This window comes from Nocardia sp. NPDC051756, assembly GCF_040681495.1.
In the GTDB taxonomy this organism is placed as follows: Bacteria; Actinomycetota; Actinomycetes; order Mycobacteriales; family Mycobacteriaceae; genus Nocardia.
In genome coordinates this window covers 785,744-802,927 of record NZ_JBFAYV010000005.1, presented here as the reverse complement: position 1 = coordinate 802,927, position 17,184 = coordinate 785,744, and the positions used below count along the sequence as shown (strand labels likewise).

19 protein-coding genes are annotated in these 17,184 nt (G+C 68.4%); 15 read left to right on the top strand and 4 right to left on the bottom strand.

All coding sequences use genetic code 11. The annotated features are described in order from the left end of the window. Positions 1-21 precede the first annotated feature (21 nt). The 7 genes from AB0M22_RS25715 to AB0M22_RS25685 all read left to right on the top strand — a co-directional run bounded on the left by AB0M22_RS25715 (position 22) and on the right by AB0M22_RS25685 (position 6,765). Positions 22-606, top strand: a complete 585-nt coding sequence (locus tag AB0M22_RS25715; protein WP_364731628.1) for a TetR/AcrR family transcriptional regulator — start codon at positions 22-24, stop codon at positions 604-606. A 104-nt stretch (positions 607-710) separates the two neighbouring features. Beyond that, a complete protein-coding gene (locus tag AB0M22_RS25710; protein WP_364731626.1) occupies positions 711-1,364 on the top strand; it encodes a PadR family transcriptional regulator in 654 nt (217 codons plus the stop codon). A gap of 145 nt (positions 1,365-1,509) precedes the next feature. Further along, the gene (locus AB0M22_RS25705) at positions 1,510-2,433 is read left to right on the top strand and encodes an alpha/beta fold hydrolase (RefSeq protein ID WP_364731995.1); all 924 of its coding nucleotides are present in this window, start codon (positions 1,510-1,512) and stop codon (positions 2,431-2,433) included. A 139-nt stretch (positions 2,434-2,572) separates the two neighbouring features. Then, a complete protein-coding gene (gene def, locus AB0M22_RS25700; RefSeq protein WP_364731624.1) occupies positions 2,573-3,139 on the top strand; it encodes a peptide deformylase in 567 nt (188 codons plus the stop codon). After that, positions 3,139-4,062 (top strand): methionyl-tRNA formyltransferase, encoded by a 924-nt coding sequence (gene fmt, locus AB0M22_RS25695; protein ID WP_364731621.1) that lies wholly within the window; start codon positions 3,139-3,141, stop codon positions 4,060-4,062. Before def ends, fmt begins: the two co-directional genes overlap by 1 nt. 607 nt (positions 4,063-4,669) lie before the next feature. Next, entirely contained in the window at positions 4,670-6,175 is a 1,506-nt protein-coding gene (locus tag AB0M22_RS25690) for a transcription antitermination factor NusB (protein ID WP_364731619.1), read from the top strand. A gap of 242 nt (positions 6,176-6,417) precedes the next feature. After that, complete coding sequence (locus tag AB0M22_RS25685) at positions 6,418-6,765, top strand: MmcQ/YjbR family DNA-binding protein (RefSeq protein ID WP_364731617.1); 348 nt, start codon at positions 6,418-6,420, stop codon at positions 6,763-6,765. Here the strand turns inward: AB0M22_RS25685 and AB0M22_RS25680 are convergent, their stop codons facing one another. Continuing rightward, on the bottom strand, positions 6,766-7,671 hold the full coding sequence (locus tag AB0M22_RS25680) for an RNA polymerase sigma factor SigF (RefSeq protein WP_364731614.1): 906 nt from the start codon (positions 7,669-7,671) through the stop codon (positions 6,766-6,768). Beyond that, entirely contained in the window at positions 7,671-8,099 is a 429-nt protein-coding gene (locus AB0M22_RS25675) for an anti-sigma factor (RefSeq protein WP_364731612.1), read from the bottom strand. Before AB0M22_RS25675 ends, AB0M22_RS25680 begins: the two co-directional genes overlap by 1 nt. A gap of 90 nt (positions 8,100-8,189) precedes the next feature. Here AB0M22_RS25675 and rpe point away from each other — a divergent pair, with 90 nt between their 5' ends. After that, positions 8,190-8,846, top strand: coding sequence for a ribulose-phosphate 3-epimerase (rpe, locus tag AB0M22_RS25670; protein ID WP_364731993.1), 657 nt, complete (start codon positions 8,190-8,192; stop codon positions 8,844-8,846). A gap of 13 nt (positions 8,847-8,859) precedes the next feature. On the opposite strand, the gene AB0M22_RS25665 is transcribed toward rpe, so the two are convergent. Continuing rightward, positions 8,860-9,330, bottom strand: a complete 471-nt coding sequence (locus AB0M22_RS25665) for a hypothetical protein (protein ID WP_364731610.1) — start codon at positions 9,328-9,330, stop codon at positions 8,860-8,862. Between the two features lie 585 nt (positions 9,331-9,915). Between AB0M22_RS25665 and AB0M22_RS25660 the strand changes: the two genes are divergently transcribed. The 5 genes from AB0M22_RS25660 (at position 9,916) to AB0M22_RS25640 (ending at position 13,668) form a co-directional block, all read left to right on the top strand. After that, positions 9,916-10,539, top strand: a complete 624-nt coding sequence (locus AB0M22_RS25660; RefSeq protein WP_364731608.1) for a riboflavin synthase — start codon at positions 9,916-9,918, stop codon at positions 10,537-10,539. Between the two features lie 244 nt (positions 10,540-10,783). Further along, positions 10,784-12,028 (top strand): bifunctional 3,4-dihydroxy-2-butanone-4-phosphate synthase/GTP cyclohydrolase II, encoded by a 1,245-nt coding sequence (locus AB0M22_RS25655; protein ID WP_150408432.1) that lies wholly within the window; start codon positions 10,784-10,786, stop codon positions 12,026-12,028. A gap of 21 nt (positions 12,029-12,049) precedes the next feature. Next, positions 12,050-12,529 carry a 6,7-dimethyl-8-ribityllumazine synthase gene (gene ribH, locus AB0M22_RS25650; protein WP_150408431.1) on the top strand — a complete coding sequence of 160 codons (480 nt, stop codon included), beginning with the start codon at positions 12,050-12,052 and terminating at the stop codon, positions 12,527-12,529. Between the two features lie 3 nt (positions 12,530-12,532). Beyond that, positions 12,533-13,036: a PH domain-containing protein gene (locus tag AB0M22_RS25645; RefSeq protein WP_364731604.1), complete on the top strand. Its 504-nt coding sequence runs from the start codon at positions 12,533-12,535 to the stop codon at positions 13,034-13,036. 92 nt (positions 13,037-13,128) lie between these two features. Next, complete coding sequence (locus tag AB0M22_RS25640) at positions 13,129-13,668, top strand: GNAT family N-acetyltransferase (protein WP_364731601.1); 540 nt, start codon at positions 13,129-13,131, stop codon at positions 13,666-13,668. Positions 13,669-13,678: 10 nt separating this feature from the next. Here the strand turns inward: AB0M22_RS25640 and AB0M22_RS25635 are convergent, their stop codons facing one another. Beyond that, positions 13,679-15,643, bottom strand: coding sequence for a gamma-glutamyltransferase family protein (locus AB0M22_RS25635; protein WP_364731599.1), 1,965 nt, complete (start codon positions 15,641-15,643; stop codon positions 13,679-13,681). A 254-nt stretch (positions 15,644-15,897) separates the two neighbouring features. On the opposite strand from AB0M22_RS25635, the gene AB0M22_RS25630 reads away from it, so the two are divergent. Together AB0M22_RS25630 and AB0M22_RS25625 are read left to right on the top strand one after the other, a co-directional pair. Beyond that, positions 15,898-16,593 carry an HAD-IA family hydrolase gene (locus AB0M22_RS25630; RefSeq protein ID WP_364731597.1) on the top strand — a complete coding sequence of 232 codons (696 nt, stop codon included), beginning with the start codon at positions 15,898-15,900 and terminating at the stop codon, positions 16,591-16,593. A 137-nt stretch (positions 16,594-16,730) separates the two neighbouring features. Further along, complete coding sequence (locus AB0M22_RS25625) at positions 16,731-17,159, top strand: hypothetical protein (protein WP_364731594.1); 429 nt, start codon at positions 16,731-16,733, stop codon at positions 17,157-17,159. The last annotated feature ends 25 nt before the right edge of the window (positions 17,160-17,184 follow it).

The following is a 17,184-nucleotide window of genomic DNA, read 5'->3' as shown; positions in this document are numbered from 1 at the left end:
AGCGTGTCTATAGTGAGTTATGTGACTAACTCAGCACCCGTAGAGCGCCCGAAGGGTGGTAAACGCGAGCGCCTCGGCGCCGCGGCGGCCCGCGTGTTCCACGAGCAGGGGGTCGAGAAGACCACCATCGCCGACATCGCCCACGCCGCCGACGTCCCGGTCGGCAACGTCTACTACTACTTCAAAACCAAGGATCAGCTGGTCCGAGCCGCAATCGGCGCCCACGACCAGACGCTGGCCGCCCTCATTGCCCTGCTCGACCAACTGCCCACCCCGCGGGACCGCCTCAAAGCGCTGATCGGCGGCTGGGTCGACGAGCGCGAAACGGCCGCCCGATTCGGCTGCCCCTCGGGCACCCTCGCCACCGAACTCGACAAGCGCGCCGACGGCCTCGACCGCGAACTCGCCGACGTCATGCGCCAGCTCGTCGACTGGGTGGCGGAGCAGTTCGAAGCCATGGGCCGCGCCGACGCGCGCGAACTCGCCGTCGCGCTGATCGCGGCCTACCAGGGAATCTCGTTGCTCACCAACACCTTCCGCGACCCCGAACTGATGGTGACGGAGGGGGAGCGGCTCGCGCGCTGGATCGACTCGCTCGCGCCGTGAACCCTCCGGTTCTCCGGGAATCAGAAAATTGACCCTTGCGTTCGATGCATTGCCGATATATCGTCGACAACATGAAACGAACACGAGAGCCTGAGGAGGCCATCATGGAACACCAAGAACAACGAGAATTCGGCCGGCGCGGCCCGTGGCAGCGCCACGGCGGCGAGGACTTCGATCCCCGCCAGCGGTTCCGCCGCGGCGGACGGCACGGACACGGTCCCGACTTCGGACCGGGCTTCGGTCCAGGTTTCGGTCCGGGCTTCGGCCCGCACTTCGGTCGCGGCCGTGGCCGCGGCGGACGTGGCCGGCGCGGCGACGTGCGAGCGGCTGTCCTGCTGCTGCTCACCGAGCGTCCGATGCACGGCTATGAACTGATCCAGCAGATCCGCGAGCGCAGCGACGATGTCTGGCGTCCGAGCCCGGGGTCCATCTACCCCGCGCTGGCCCAGCTGGAAGACGAGGGCCTGGTCCTCATCGAAAAGGTCGCCGGGCGCAAGACGGCTCAACTGACCGAAACGGGCACGGCCTACGTCACCGAGCACAAGGACGAGCTGGGCGACCCGTGGGCGGACGTCAAGGAAGACGTCGGCGCGCAGGCCATCGACCTGCGTGAACTCGTCGGTCAGCTGATGGGCGCGGTCGCCCAGGTCGCGGCGGCGGGCACGCCCGCACAGGCGGCGAAGGCGGCGGAGCTGCTCACCGAGACCAGGAAGTCGCTTTACCGAATCCTGGCCGAAGACGAGACCCCCGAAAAGTAACGGGGTGTGAAACACCGCGCTGGAGCGCGCATTTGGGGCGGGTTCAGTAGATCATTGTGAGATGCGACAGTTTCGGGGTTTGTGGGTTTGGGGAATTTCACACTTGGGTAAGGTGGTGCTGGTCGCCGCACTCGCCGTGGTAGCAATGCTCGGCACCGGTGCGGCGCAGGCAGCGCCCGCCGGCTACCGCCCGCCCGAGATCCCCACCCAGCCCGGCCCGCCGCAGACCGATCACCTCGGTGCGGCAGCATATCTGCGAACCCACAAGAACGTGGTTCCGTTGGGCACCAACAACTTCGACTGCAAACCGAACGCCGCGCACCCGCGGCCGGTGGTGCTCGCGCACGGCACGGATTCCAGTGCCTACTCCGACTATTCGGCCATCGCGCCGCAGCTCGCCGCCGCCGGATTCTGCGTCTTCGCACTCAATTACGGCGGTAGCCCAGGGGCGGACAGCTTCGGCACCGAGGACGTGGTGCTCAGCTCGTATCAGATCGGCGCGTTCGTCGACCAGGTGCTGGCCGCCACCGGCGCCGCCCAGGTCGACCTCGTCGGATTCTCCCAGGGCGCCTCGGTCACCCGGTTCTACACCAACAAGCTCGGCGGCGCGCCGAAGGTCGGCCAGTGGGTCGGCCTGGCGTCGCCGAGCTACGGCGGGGTGATGTACGGACTGGTGCCGGTGGTGGAGGCGGTGCCGGGCGGGTTGCAGGCGTTCGCGCGGGTGACCTCGCTCGCCGCGGTGCAGCAGGCGCAGGGCTCGGAGGTCATGACCTCGCTCAATGCCGGCGGGGACACCGTGCCCGGCCCGAAGTACACGACCATCGGCAGCAAGGTCGACGAGATGATCCAGCCGAACAGCAATATCGCGCTGCGCGGCCCCGGCGCGGAGAACATCTCTCTGCAGGATCGCTGCCCGGTCGACCTGACCGGGCACTTCCACATGGTCTACGACCCGTTCGTCCAGCAACTGCTGCTGAACGTGCTGGATCCGAGCACGCCAGCGCCGGTCTGCCGTCCGGTGATGCTCGGCACCGGCATCCCGGAAGTGATCATCGCCGGCAACTCCTGAACCAGGGCGGCCGGACGGAGGACAACGCACCCCGTCCGACCGCACTGGAGTTCTACCAGCTTCGGGCTGGTGGATCGGGGACATTCGGTCGTCTCACTAGAATGAGACGACCGTGTTCGTCCGCTTCCGGGAGTTTGCCGTGACCATTCAGCCTGTTCGCCTGTTCGGCGATCCCATTCTGCGCGCCCGCGCGGCGGAGGTCACCGCGTTCGACCGGGAACTTCAGCAGCTGGTGACCGACCTGACCGACACCATGCACGACGATGGTGGCGTCGGCATGGCCGCACCGCAGATCGGAGTCGGGTTGCGTGTTTTCGTGTACGACACTCATGACGCGGCGGGGCACCTGGTGAACCCGCAGTGGGAAGTGGTCGGCGACGAGGAACAGGTCGGACCCGAGGGCTGCCTATCGATTCCCGGGGTGCGCTACGACACCCGGCGGGCGCTGCGGGTGCGGGCGCGCGGCGTCGACCTGCACGGTGCGCCGGTCGAATTCAGCGCTGAAGGGCTGTTGGCGCGCTGCGTGCAGCACGAGACCGATCACCTCGACGGTGTGTTGTTCATCGATCGGCTGGACCCGGCGTCGCGCAAGGACGCGATGCGGACCATCCGTGAATCCGATTGGTTCAGTGCGGGCGTGACGGCGCGGCCGTCGCGGTCGGTGACTGGAACGGGCCAGGCCGGTCTGTTCGGACGGGGTCGTTGATGCGCATTGTGTTCGCGGGTACGCCGGAGCCGGCCGTGCCGTCGCTGCGTCGGTTGATCGAATCCGGACGGCACGAGGTGATCGCCGTCGTGACCAGGCCGGACGCCGTTGCCGGTCGTGGGCGCAAGGTGACCCGGTCGCCGGTCGGGTTGCTGGCCGACGAGCACGGGATCCCGGTGCTGACGCCGCGGCGGCCCGCCGAGCCCGAGTTCATCGACGAGCTCACCGCGCTCGCGCCGGACTGCTGCCCGGTTGTCGCCTATGGCGCGCTGCTGCCGCAGCGGGTGCTCGACATCCCGCGCTTCGGTTGGATCAACCTGCACTTCTCGCTGCTGCCCGCGTGGCGCGGTGCCGCGCCGGTGCAGGCCGCGATCGACGCGGGTGACGAGATCACCGGCGCGTCCACCTTCCAGATCGAGGCCGGGCTCGACACCGGTCCGGTGTTCGGCATGGTGACCGAGAAGATCGCCGTCACCGACACCGCGGGCGGGTTGCTCGAGCGGCTTTCGGTGAGCGGCGCGCAGCTGCTCGAGGCGACCCTCGACGGCGTGGAAGACGGGACGCTGCAAGCGGTTCCGCAATCCACCGAGGGTGTCTCGCACGCCCCCAAGATCACCGCCGACGCCGCGCACATCCGCTGGGATCTACCCGCGCTCGCCATCGGCCGCCGCATCCGCGCGGTCACCCCGGCCCCCGGCGCCTGGACCGAGGTCGACGGCAACCGGCTGAAGCTCGGCCCGGTCGAACTGGTCGAGGAGGAACTGCCGCCGCGGACCATCGAGGTCCGCAAATCCGGCGTCTTCGTCGGCACCGCGACCACCGCGATCCGCCTGGATCAGGTTCAGCCGCAAGGCAAACGCATGATGGCCGCCCTCGACTGGGCCCGCGGCGCTCGGTTGCAGCCCGGCGCGGTGGTCGAGTGACGATCCTCGATCGTCGCGCCCGAAGTCCCTATTTCCGTGGCGATTCGCCGCGACCTCGACGAGAGCGGTGGAGCATGACGGCACGGTGCACGGATTTGCTATTCGATCGGACTGCCGGTTGCACGCAGGGCGCGGTGGTCGCATGACACCCCCGGAGCGCAAGCGCGGCAACGAGTCTCGTGACTCCTCGCGGTCGAGCGGCGAACGCAACGGTGCTCGAACGAACAGTGCGGGAGACTCCGCGCGTCAGTCCGCCCCACGGCGTGACGATGCTCGCGGACGGCCCGCTGGTGCGAATCAGCGTCCCGCACAAGCGAAGTGGAACCGGTCCGACGAGTCGAGCGGCGAGCGTCCGGTGCGTCGTGCGGGTTCGCCGAGTGCGGGCGCATCCGCCGGGGGACGTGCGGAGGCCGGGCGCAGCGGGTCGACGCAAGGCCGTCCACGTTCGGCCGACGGTGCGGCTCCGCGCTCGAATGCCGGTGGGCCACGGTCGGAGCCCAGCCGTGGTGGGCAGGGACGCTCGCGTTCGGCCGGCAGCCAGTCCGGAGGTTCGAACGCTGGGCGCGGTGCCGGAGTCGCGCGAGGTGATGCGGGTGGTGAGCGTCCGGTGCGCCGGGCGGGCTCGTCGAATTCCGGCGGCGGTGGACAAGGCGGGCGCGGCGGGTCGCCGCAGGGTGGTTCGCGTTCGGCCGATCGGGCCGGGGCTTCGGCGGCATCTGCGAAACGTGCCGGTGGACAGAAGGATCGGGGATCGGCCGCGGGTGGGCGTCCTGGTGCCGGCGATCCCGGCGACGCTCCCCGCATCGTGGCTCGGGATGTGTTGCGGGCGGTGCGGGAGCGGGACGCGTACGCGAATCTTGTGCTGCCGGGGCTGCTTCGGGAGCGGCGGATCAGTGGGCGGGATGCGGCGTTGGCGACCGAACTCGCGTATGGGGCTTGCCGTTCGCGCGGACTGCTCGATGCGGTGATCGAAGCCGGGGCGGGGCGGCCGATCGGGGAGATCGATGGGCCGTTGCTGGATGTGTTGCGGCTCGGGGTGTATCAGCTGTTGCGGACTCGGATCGGGGCGCATGCGGCGGTCGATACGTCGGTGGCGCTCGCGCGGGCCGAATTCGGTGCGGGCAAAGCGGGATTCGTGAACGCGGTGCTGCGGCGCGCGGGGGAGAAGACGGTCGAGGAGTGGGTGGAGCAGCTCGCGCCGAAGGATCCGGTGGGGCGGTTGGCTTTCGAGTTCGCGCATCCGGTGTGGATCGCGCAAGCGTTCGCCGACGCACTCGGCGCGCGGGCGGGGGAACTGCACGACGCGCTGGCCGCCGATGACGCGCGGCCCGCGGTCCACCTGGTCGCTCGGCCCGGTGAAATCACCGCCGAGGAATTGGCGCTGGTCACCGGCGGCGAAGAGGGCCGCTGGTCGCCATACGCGGTCTATCTGGACGGCGGCGACCCCGGCAAACTCGAGCCGGTCCGCGACGGCATGGCCGGTGTGCAGGACGAAGGCAGTCAGCTCGTCGCGCTCGCACTGACCCGCGCCCCGTTGAACGGCCCGGACGGCGGCCGCTGGCTGGACCTGTGCGCCGGACCGGGCGGCAAGGCAGCCCTGCTCGGCACGCTCGCCGCGATCGACGGCTTCCGCGTCGACGCCGTCGAACCCGCCGAACACCGCGCCGAACTCGTCCGCAAGTCCGTGCAGGGCCTGCCGGTCGACATCCACGTCACCGACGGCCGCGACAGCGGACTGACCCCCGGCTACGACCGCATCCTGGTCGACGCACCGTGCACCGGCCTCGGCGCCCTGCGCCGTCGCCCGGAAGCCCGCTGGCGCCGCACCCCCGCCGACGTCGCCGAACTCGTCACCCTGCAACGCGAATTGCTCACCGCGGCATGGGATCTCCTGCGCCCCGGCGGCGTCCTGCTGTACTCCACCTGCTCCCCGCACCTCCAGGAAACCGTCGTGGTGGTAGCCGACGCCGTCCGCCGCCTCGGCGCCGAACAGCTCGACACCCGCGAGCTCCTCCCCGGCGTCACCGACCTCGGCGACGGCCCGTCCGCCCAACTCTGGCCCCACCGCCACGGCACCGACGCGATGTTCATGGCCGCCCTCCGCAAGCCCTGACGTTCGCCGCGCATAGTTCCCCTGGGACGTGCGCGGGTGCATTGGGGGTGCGCGCCCGGCTGCCCTCGTCGGCCAGGCGGTGCGCCGAATAGAGCTGGACCTGGTGTCGGCGGCCTCTCGCGATACGCCGACACCGGTTCCGGTGATCATTCGTCCAGCCTTGGTGCGGAGCCATCGAGGTCAGGCGGTTACTTCTTCCATTTGTCCAAGACTGCGCGCCACTTATCCAGCAAACTGGCGATATGGCACTGACGTGGGAAGACGTGGTGAAGCTCGGGACCGAGCTACCGGGTGTCGAGGAATCGACGTGGTGGCGCAGTCCGGCGTTGAAGGTGGGCGGTAAGGGGTTCTGCCGGTTGCGGGTGGAGGCCGAGGGCGGATTGGCCCTGGTGTGCGATCTCGCCGAGAAGGAGGCGCTACTGGCCACCGGCGATCCGGCGTTCTACACGACCCCGCACTACGACGGGCACGCGTTCATCCTCATCGACCTGGAACACATTGCCCGCGAACAGCTTCGCGAAATGCTGGACGACGCGTGGTGGCTCACCGCCCCGCCGAAGGTCCGCGGGCAGCGCGAGTTGCAGGCGTAGTCACTCCCGGCTGGACTGTTCCCGCAGCCGGGCAAGGGTTTTCGCGAGAATGCGGGAGACGTGCATCTGCGAGATCCCCATCTGCTGCGCGATCTGGGTCTGCGTCATCGACTCGAAGAACCGCATGGTGAGGATTCGCCGCTCCCGCTCGGGCAGCCCGGCCAGCAGCGGCCGAATCGCGACATACTCTTCGACCCGGTCGAATTGGGTCTCTTCCTCGCCGAGCGTGTCCAGCAGCGACGCGTCGGTGTCGCGCCCGAGGGTGGCGGCGTCGATGGAACTGGGCTGATACGCGTTGCCCGCGATGACGGCCTGGGTCACCTCGTCCGGGTCCACGTCGAGTTCGGCGGCGATCTCCTTGGCGGTCGGTGACCGGCCGAGGCGCTGGGACAGCGCGTCGATCGCCGCGCCGATGCGCAGGTGAGTCTCCTTGACCCGCCGCGGCACTCGCATCGCCCAGGTGTTGTCGCGGAAGTACCGGCGAACCTCACCCATGATGGTCGGCACCGCGAACGACAGGAAGTTCGAACCACGCTCGACATCGAATCGATCGACCGCGTGCACCAGTCCGACCCGCGCGACCTGGGTGAGATCGTCGAACGGCTCACCGCGCCCGCTGAATTTGCGCGCGATGTGATCGGCCAGCGGGATGCAGCGGCTGATCAGTTCGGCGCGGATCGCGGTGTGCCGCGCGGTCCCCGGCTTGCTCGCGCCGAGTTGTTCGAAGAGCAACCCGACGTCGTCGTAGCCGGCGACGGTCTTCACCGCTTCGAGGGTTTCGGTTTCCTCGGCGGCGTCCTCGGTGGTGACGGTTTCCGCTTCTTCGGCGGGGCTTTCCGCCTCATCGGTGACGGTATCGGCGTTGTCGTCGCGATCGGAGTCGAACACGGTGTCCTCGTCCGCCACTACGCTTTCCCCCGGACCCGACGGAACTCGACCGTCGTCGGATATCCGGAAATCGCCGAGTCGAACGAATCCTGGGTCGCCTGTACCTCATCGGTGAGTGTGCGCAGGACGTGCCAGCCGAAGCTGCGCTGATCGGGTAAACCCTCCTTGCCGGCGATCCCGCTGACGCGGACCAGCAGTTCGGTCTCGCCCACGGTGAATCGGCAGTTCAGGCTGCTGTCGGGCTTGGCGACCGCGATCAAGGTCGAGCAGACCTCGTCGACGGCGAGCCGGATGTCGGCCACCTCGTCGAGCGTGAAATCGCTTAGTAGCACGAGAGTTTCGGCGAGCCCACGAACGATGGGCAGCTGTGTGACCGATGCGGCCACCCGAATCTCCACCGGGGTGCTGTAGAGCCCCGGTTCCGCCGAAATGTTGATCACCCTCATCAGGCTACCCACTCGCGCGCTGGGCAACCCCCACTACCGATAGACTGCGACGTTGTGTCCACCCCGACTTACGCGCGTCCGGCCGTCCCGATGATCGCCCCCTCCATCCTCTCCGCCGACTTCGCGCACCTCGCGGACGAGGCGCGCGCGGTAGCCGGCGCCGACTGGCTACACGTCGACGTGATGGACGCGCACTTCGTGCCGAACCTGACCCTCGGACTCCCGGTGGTCGAGAGCCTGCTGAAGGCGACCGACATTCCGCTCGACTGCCACCTGATGATCGAGGACCCGGCGCGCTGGGCGCCGCCGTACGCCGAGGCGGGCGCGTACAACGTGACCTTCCACGCCGAGGCGACCGACGATCCGGTCGCGGTGGCCCGCGATATCCGCGCGGCCGGCGCCAAGGCAGGTCTCTCGGTGAAACCGAACACACCGATCGAGCCGTACCTGGAGATCCTGCGTTCGTTCGACACGCTGCTGGTGATGAGCGTCGAGCCCGGTTTCGGCGGTCAGTCGTTCATCGCCGACGTGCTGGACAAGGCGCGCATCGTGCGCAATCTGGTCGACTCGGGCGAGCTGCGGCTGCTGGTGGAGATCGACGGCGGCATCAACACCGACACGATCGAGGCCGCCGCGGAGGCAGGCATCGACTGCTTCGTCGCCGGGTCCGCGGTCTACAACACGGCCGATCCCGGTGCTGCCGTCGAGGCGCTGCGCAGGCAGGCCGCCGCGCTGCGTACCGTCTGATCCGCGAAAGCGGTTACAGCGCGCGGGCTTTGCGGGTGCCGACGGCCCTGGTCGCCTCGATCACTGCGTTGAGCGGCGGCCGGGTGGTCGCCGACTCGGGCGGTCGGATCCAGGTGCGATAGCCGGTGTGCTCGTCGTCCGGTGAGGGCAGCACGACCTGGCTGCCGGTGCAGGCGACCGTGGCGTACATCCGGAACAGCTCGGCGGAGACCGCGGCGCTCAGGGTGTCCGGCCGGTACGGACCGGTCAGGAAGGTCCAGCGCTTGGCGCGCGGATGATCGACGACCGGCCCGGCGATGGCGGCCTGTTCGAGTCGTTGCTGCACCCGCTCGCCGAGATCGGCGGGCATGGTGATGGCACCGTAATGGGCGCCGATATGCAGCAGAATGCGACGCGAGGTGGGATCGATCGAGGCGGGCAGGTGCAATTCGCGGCGGTACTGCACGCAGCGAACTTCCAGCGTCGAATCGAGAAATGTGGTCACTCCGCGCCCCCAACTGTGTCGAACTTGATTTGACCCACTGTGGTTATCTGACTTCCTCGAGTGGTGGACAATCCCTGGGTCGAACTTCCCGGTGTCGCAGGCGCTTCACCAGGTCGAACGGTTCGGGATCGAACCGCTCGGTTCGGAAGTTGAACGGAAGGAATCAGCTACATAACAATATTGCGTCTATTTCGGTCACGGCGCAAGCAAACGTTAAAAGTGTGTTGCGAATGGGTATGCCCAGGATTCGCGGGTTGCTAGAAGTCTGCAAAACGCAATTGTGCGGTATCAATAGTGCGAAGAAAAAATTCTTGCCGACCTCAAATGTGCGATATATCCGCATGCTCGACTTCAATCGAGAATTAATTCGTTATTGGCCGTTTGCTCGGGCGGGTATCGCCTGACTGACGGTTTGGTTCCCTCGGCGGTTGCCGGGAAACGGTCCGATGGTTCCTTGGGTGGAACCGTGCTGTCCCCTACGACGAGCCGTCGTTAAGCTGGGTCCAGTGGCACCGACCGGCGGGAATACCCGCCGCGGCCGGGCTGTTCCGCAACCGGGGACTACGACGCGACAGGGAGTCAGGCATGTTCACAGGCATCGTCGAGGAACTGGGCGAGATCGTCGCCACCGAGCGGCTGGCCGACGCCGCCCGGCTGACGATCCGGGGCGGGCTGGTGACCTCCGATGCCGGGCACGGTGATTCGATCGCGGTGAACGGCGTCTGCCTGACCGTCGTCGAGGTGATCGGCGGCGACTCGTTCACCGTCGACGTGATGCAGGAGACGCTGAACCGGTCCAGCATCGGCAAGCTGGACACCGGATCCAAGGTCAACCTGGAACGCGCCGCCGCGCTGAACAGCCGCCTCGGCGGACACCTCGTGCAGGGCCACGTCGACGGCACCGGCACCGTGCTCTCCCGCACCCCCTCGGAGAACTGGGAGGTGGTGCGCATCTCGCTGCCCGACTCGATCGCCCGCTACGTGGTGGAGAAGGGCTCGATCACCGTCGACGGCATCTCGCTCACCGTCTCCGGCCTCGGCGTCGCCGACGAGCCCGCCGAAGCCGACAGCAAGGACTGGTTCGAGGTCTCACTCATCCCCACCACGCTCGCCCTGACCAATCTCGGCTTCGCCACCGTCGGCACGACGGTCAATCTGGAGGTGGACGTGATCGCCAAGTATGTCGAACGTCTGCAGCAACGAGGTTGAGCACCACGGATCGTGCAGCTGCGATCGTTCGATCACAGCGAAGGCGACCGACACGCGCGAGGCCTTCGAGCGCCGTTCGCGGCCCGTCTTGCGTCCGAGTGGCCGAAGCGCATGCGCCGCAGGCGCGAGTCTCGGCCGCTCGGACGCAAGACCACGGGGGCCGCGAACACGCAGCGCCGCAGGCGCTGCAGATCGAACACAGTAGTGTAGGGGCGGACCTATTTCGAGATGGAGCACAACAGACGTGACCAGGTTCGACACCATCGAGCGCGCCGTCGCCGACATCGCCGCCGGTAAGGCGGTAGTCGTCGTCGACGACGAGGACCGCGAGAACGAGGGCGACCTCATCTTCGCGGCGGAGAAGGCCACCCCGGAGCTGGTGGCCTTCATGATTCGCTACACCTCCGGTTACATCTGCGTGCCGTTGACCGGTGACGACTGCGATCGCCTCGGCCTGCCGCCGATGTACGCGATGAACCAGGACAAGCACGGCACCGCCTACACCGTGTCGGTCGACGCCCGCGAGGGCATCACCACCGGCATCTCGGGCGCCGACCGCGCGACCACCATGCGCCTGCTCGCCTCCGACGAGGCGAAGGCCGACGACTTCACCCGCCCCGGGCACGTGGTGCCGCTGCGCGCGAAGGACGGCGGCGTGCTGCGCAGGCCCGGCCACACCGAGGCCGCGGTCGACCTGTCCCGGATGGCCGGGCTGCGTCCGGCCGGCGTGATCTGCGAGATCGTCAGCCAGAAGGACGAGGGCCACATGGCCCGCACCGAGGAACTGCGCGTCTTCGCCGACGAGCACAACCTCGCGCTGATCTCCATCGCCGACATGATCGCCTGGCGGCGCCGGCACGAGAAGCACGTGGTTCGGGTCGCCGAGGCGCGCATCCCCACGGCGCACGGCGAATTCATGGCCGTCGGTTACCAGAGCATCTACGACGAGGTCGAGCACGTCGCGCTGGTGCGCGGCGATCTCGCCGACGGCGAGGACGTGCTGGTGCGGGTGCATTCGGAGTGCCTCACCGGCGATGTGTTCGGCTCGCTGCGCTGCGACTGCGGCCCGCAGCTCGACGCCGCGCTGGAGATGGTGGCCCAGGAGGGCCGCGGCGTGGTGCTCTACATGCGCGGGCACGAGGGTCGCGGCATCGGGCTCATGCACAAGTTGCAGGCCTACCAGTTGCAGGACTCCGGCCACGACACGGTCGACGCGAACCTGGAGCTCGGGCTGCCCGCCGACGCGCGGGACTACGGCACCGGCGCGCAGATCCTGGTCGACCTCGGGATTCGGTCGATGCGGCTGCTCACCAACAATCCGGCCAAGCGGGTCGGGCTGGACGGTTACGGGCTCAAGATCACCGACCGGGTGCCGATGCCGTTGCGCGCCAACGCCGAAAACCTGCGCTACCTGCGGACCAAGCGTGACCGGATGGGTCACGACCTGATCGGGCTCGACGACATCGATCTGGGCGAGACCGCCCGCTAATTCACCAAAGGGGAATCATCGATGAGCGGTACCGGCGTACCGACTTTCGCGCTCGCGGATGCCAAGGACCTGAAGCTGGGCATCGTCGCGTCGCGCTGGCACACCACGATCTGCGACACCCTGGTGGCGAACGCCGAGCAGGTGGCCAAGGACGCCGGAGTCCTGCACGTCACGGTGGTGCGGTGCGCCGGGGCGATGGAGCTGCCGGTGGTGGCGCAGGAGTTGGCGCGCACGCACGACGCGGTGGTCGCGCTCGGTGTGGTGATTCGTGGTGGGACACCGCATTTCGAGTATGTGTGCGATGCGGTGACCGCCGGGCTCACGCGGGTTTCGCTGGACGCGGGCAAGCCCGTGGCCAACGGGGTGCTCACCACCAACGACGAGGAGCAGGCGTTGGATCGGGCCGGGCTGCCCGGTTCGGCCGAGAACAAGGGTGAGCAGGCCTGCGCCGCGGCGCTGGATGCGGCGCTCACCTTGCGCTCGCTGCGGCAGTCCGCCTAACCGATGCCGGTCGTCCGCATTTTCCGCAGGAACGCCGAACCCGCTGTGGGACAGGGCGAATCGTCCGAGTGGGAGCTCGAGGTGCGGCCGCGCCGGGCCGTGCGCACCGCGCGGATCGTCGCTGCCGTGATCGCGGTCGCCTTTCTGGCCGGTGGTATCTGGTTGCGGACCGGCTCCACCGGGGTGAACTTCCGGGTGGCCGATCAGCTCGCGATGATCGGCATCGGGCTGTTGATCGCGGCCGCCGTGCTGCTGCTCACCCGGCCGCGGGTGCGGGTCGGGGCGAACGGGGTTTCGGTCCGGAACATCCTGGGTGACAGTGATTTTCCGTGGGACACCGTGCGTGGTGTCACCTTCCCGGACAAGAAGGCCTGGGCTCGGCTCGAGCTCGTCAACGACGATTACGTGCCGATGCTGGCGATTCGTTCCAACGACAAGGAACATGCCGCGCAGGCGATGGACAAGCTCCGCGAGCTGGGCGTGAAGTACACCGCCGATCAGAACTGATCCGTTGCTGCTGCATTGCGGGAGGTCGACGCACTGCGCGTGTCGGGCGTACATGGCGGGGTAGCGCTGCGTTTGCCCGTTAATCTGCACGTATGCAGACCGGTGCGTTCGTCCTTGCGGCGGCCTTCGCCGAGGATCCGCTGATGACCTATCTCTGGCCGCGTCCGGCGATCCGGCAGCAGGCGTTGCCGACCTTCTGGGACTCGCGCATCGTCTCGCGCGCCGAGACCGGCATGGTCGACTCCGCGTGTGACGAGAACGGGAACATCGTCAGCGTCGCGCTCTGGGAGCCGGCCGGCATCGTGTCATCGATTGCCAAGCCGTTCAGCCTGTTCCACACCCTCAAGGGCAGCCTTCCGCGCGCCCTCGCCGCGGCCCGCCAGATGGAAGACGTCCGCCCCGCTGCCCCGCACCTCTACCTGGCCGCCGTCGGCACCCACCCGGACGCTCAGCGCCGAGGCTTCGCGTCGTCCCTGCTCGAACAACGCCTCGCCACCTCGGCCGAACCCTGCTTCGTTGTCTCCAACACCCGCGCCAGCCTGGCCTTCTACCAGCGCTTCGGCTTCGTCCAACAGGACGAGCTACCGATAGACCACGGCCCCGTGGTCTATCCGATGCTGCTGTCCCGCTGAGGTGAGCCCGTCAGCGGGTGTCGCCGAGGACCGCGCCTTCGCGGCGGGGGTCGGCGCCGCCGACCCAGCCGTCGGGTTCGCGTTGGATCGCGCTGAGGCCGCTGGATTGCGGGGCGACCGAGACCTGGTGGCCTAGTTCGCGCAGGCGGGTGACCAGAGCGTCGTTGTTGCCGTTGTCGGCGGTGTTGATGCTGGGGTGTTCGCCGCCGAGGCCGGTGGCGGGGGCGTTGCCCGCGCCGAAGGCCAGCGCGGACACGGCCTGTTGCGGATCCAGACCCCAGTCGAGCATGCCGATGAGGGTCTTCACGACGAACTGGATGATCACCGAGCCACCGGGGGAGCCGGTGATGTGGGTGAGCTGGCCGCGGGTGCCGTCGGCGGCCTTGTCGAAGACCAGGGTGGGGGCCATCGAGCTGCGCGGGCGCTTGTTCGGCTGGAGGCGGTTGGCCACCGGAGCGCCGTCGGTGCCGAGCGGGTCGGCGGAGAAGTCGGTGAGCTGGTTGTTCAGCACGAAGCCGTCGACCAGGTGGAACGAGCCGAAGGCGGACTCCACCGTGGTGGTCATGGACGCCGCGTTGCCGTACTTGTCCACCACGGAGATGTGGCTGGTGCCGTGCTCGGGCGGCTGCGGGCCGACGCCGAGCGGGACCGGGCCGAAGTCGCCTGGCTGCGCGGTGCCCATGCTGTGGCCACGATCGATCAGTGCGGCGCGCTGCTTGAGGTAGTCCTTGTTCAGCAGGGTCTGCATCGAATTACCGGGCAGCGGAATGAAATCCGTGTCGGCCACGTACTTGTTGCGATCGGCGTAGGCGAGCCGCTCGGCCTCCGCGATGAGGTGCACCGCGTCGGCCTTCGGCTTGCCGCCGTTGCGCGCGTCGGTGCCGGAACCGAGGTTGTCCGGGGGCAACGCGGCGAGGTCGAAGTTCTCCAGGATGCCGAGGGTCGCGGCGACCGTGCTGCCGCCGGAGGACGGCGCGGGCATGCCGCAGATCTCGTGGGTGCGGTAGGTGGTGCAGAGGGCGGTGCGCTTCTTGGCCTGATAGTTCGCCAGGTCGGCGGTGGTGATCAGGCTGGGGGTGCGGCCGCCGGAAGCGGAGGTGGCGGCGTCGACGATGTCGCGGGCGATGGCGCCGGTATAGAAGGCATTGGCACCCTCGGACGCGATGGCGCTCAAGGTCTTCGACATGGCCGGATTGGTCAGCACGGTGTCGGCGGCCTTGGCGGTGCCGTCGGGGTTGAGGAAGTAGGCCTTCGCGGCGTCGTCGACGGCGAGATCCTTGGCCGATTCCGCGATCTGCCCGGCGAAGCGGGGACTGATCGGGAAGCCGCGATCGGCGAGGCCGATGGCCGGGTCGAACAGTTCGCGCCAGCCGGTCTTGCCGTGGTCGCGGTGCGCCATCTCCAGCATCCGCAGCACCCCGGGCACGCCGATGGATCGGCCGCTGGCCCGCGCGTTCGGCTTCGGTTCGGTCCGGTTGGCGTCGTCGACCCAGCGCAGGTAGTTCTCGGTCGCGGCGGCGGGGGCTACCTCGCGTCCGTCGTAGGCGTCGACGGTCTTGGCCGCGGCGTCGTAGTACATGAGGAACGAGCCGCCGCCGATGCCGGAGGCCTGCGGTTCCACCAGGCCGAGCACGGCCTGTGCCGCGATCAGCGCGTCCGCGGCGGTGCCGCCGTCGCGCAGCACCGCGCACGCGGCCTTGGTCGAGACGGGATTCGCCGTCGACACCGCGAACGTCTTCGTGTGTACCGGCGTCATCGCGGACCGGTAGCCCGTGGCGATCTCCGGGTTGGTGCTGATGTCCGGCGTCTTACCGGCCGGCGCGCCGGGTGACGTCGCGGCCACCGGCGTGCCGTTCGGCACCGTGTCGCAGACGTTGCTCGCCTTGTCCTCGTCGGACGAACAAGCCGTCACCGTCCCGAGGGCGAGCAGCAACGCCGCCGCCACACCCGTCCACGTACCTCGCGTGCGCCTCATGGGGGGACTCTAACGCTCGCCACCGACAGCCGGGGAGGGTTTTTCGTACCAGCGCCGAGCGGGGTACATCGGCCGCCGTCAGAGCGAGTTCCACGGACCCACCTGGTCGGCGACTCGCGCCCACAAGGTCGAAGGCACGCGCCGGATCCGGATGAACTCGGTTGCGCGCCAGCAGTTGTCGCCCAGATCAGCCGGGGCAATGCCCTGGCCTGCGACGACCTCGCCTACGACGGACCCGTCGGTACGCTGGTGCGGTGACCATCGAGGCGGTGCTCTTCGACTATTCCGGGACCCTGTTCCGACTGGAGGAGAAGGATTGGTGGGGTGACCAGTTGGTCACCGCCGACGGCCGAGCCTTCGACGTGCACGAGAAGGCCGAGCTGCTGCGCCGGATGACGGCGCCGGTCGAGCAGCTCGTGCGGTTCGGCCCCGAAGGGCAGTACGCCTGGGACAACCGCGACCTGGACCCGAAGCTGCATCGGCACGCGTACCTGGAGGTCCTGCGCAGGTCCGGCGTACCAACCGACGACCAAGCGGAGTTCCTCTACCGGCGCATGATCGATTCGCTGGCCTGGACGCCCTACCCCGACGTCGACGAAGTGCTGACTCTGCTTGCGGGCCAAGGCATTCAGGTCGCCGTGGTCAGCAATATCGCCTTCGACATCCGCCCGGCCTTCGTCTCCCGCAACTGGGACCGCTACGTCGACGCCTTCGCCCTCTCCTTCGAGATCGGCGCGGTGAAACCCGATCCGCGCATCTTCGCCGCCACCCTCGACAAACTCGGCGTCGAACCCGAGGCGGCCCTGATGGTCGGCGACAGCGCCGAGGCGGACGGCGGCGCGAGCGCGCTCGGCTGCCGATTTGCCCTGGTAGACCCGCTGCCGACCGAGCAGCGCCGGACCGGTCTGCTGGACGCGCTACGCGAGCACGGACTTTCGCGCGGCGAATGAACGGCCGATCACGGCCGGATCATGATCGAATCACGGTGATCGCGTCCGGGTTGTCCGACTCGTCCCGGTGATCTACCGTTCTGCGCGCGCCTGTTGATTCGGGCCGAAAGCGTGTGGATCGGGAAGTGGGGGGCGCCGTGGGCGCTGAGTCTTCGGACGATGATTTAGCCGTAGCCGAGCGATTATGGGCGCTGACCGAGCTGCCCGGACCGGCCAGGGAAGCGCGCGAAGCCGCCTGGGGCCTGGCGGGATTCGGCCTCGCCTACACGGTGCTCATGGGCCTGATGCTCGGCGGTGAAGCCGCAGGTGGCGCCGCCATTCAGTTCCTGTTCAGCTGGTTGCTCGCCCTCGTCGTCGGCGGCTTCACCCGCGGCGCCGGCGGCGTCCGCGTGCTGGCGACCATCCTGGCGCTCGCTCAGGCCGTGGTCGGCTGGCAAACCCACCCCATCGACGTCCCGTTCGCGCAATGGATTGTCGCAGTGCTGTATTCGCTCGGCGCATCGATCGCCATCGTCTACCAGCTCAACCGGGCCGAAGCCAAGGAATGGTTCGACAGCCAGCCGTAGTCGCGGACCTGTCGGACCTGCTCGA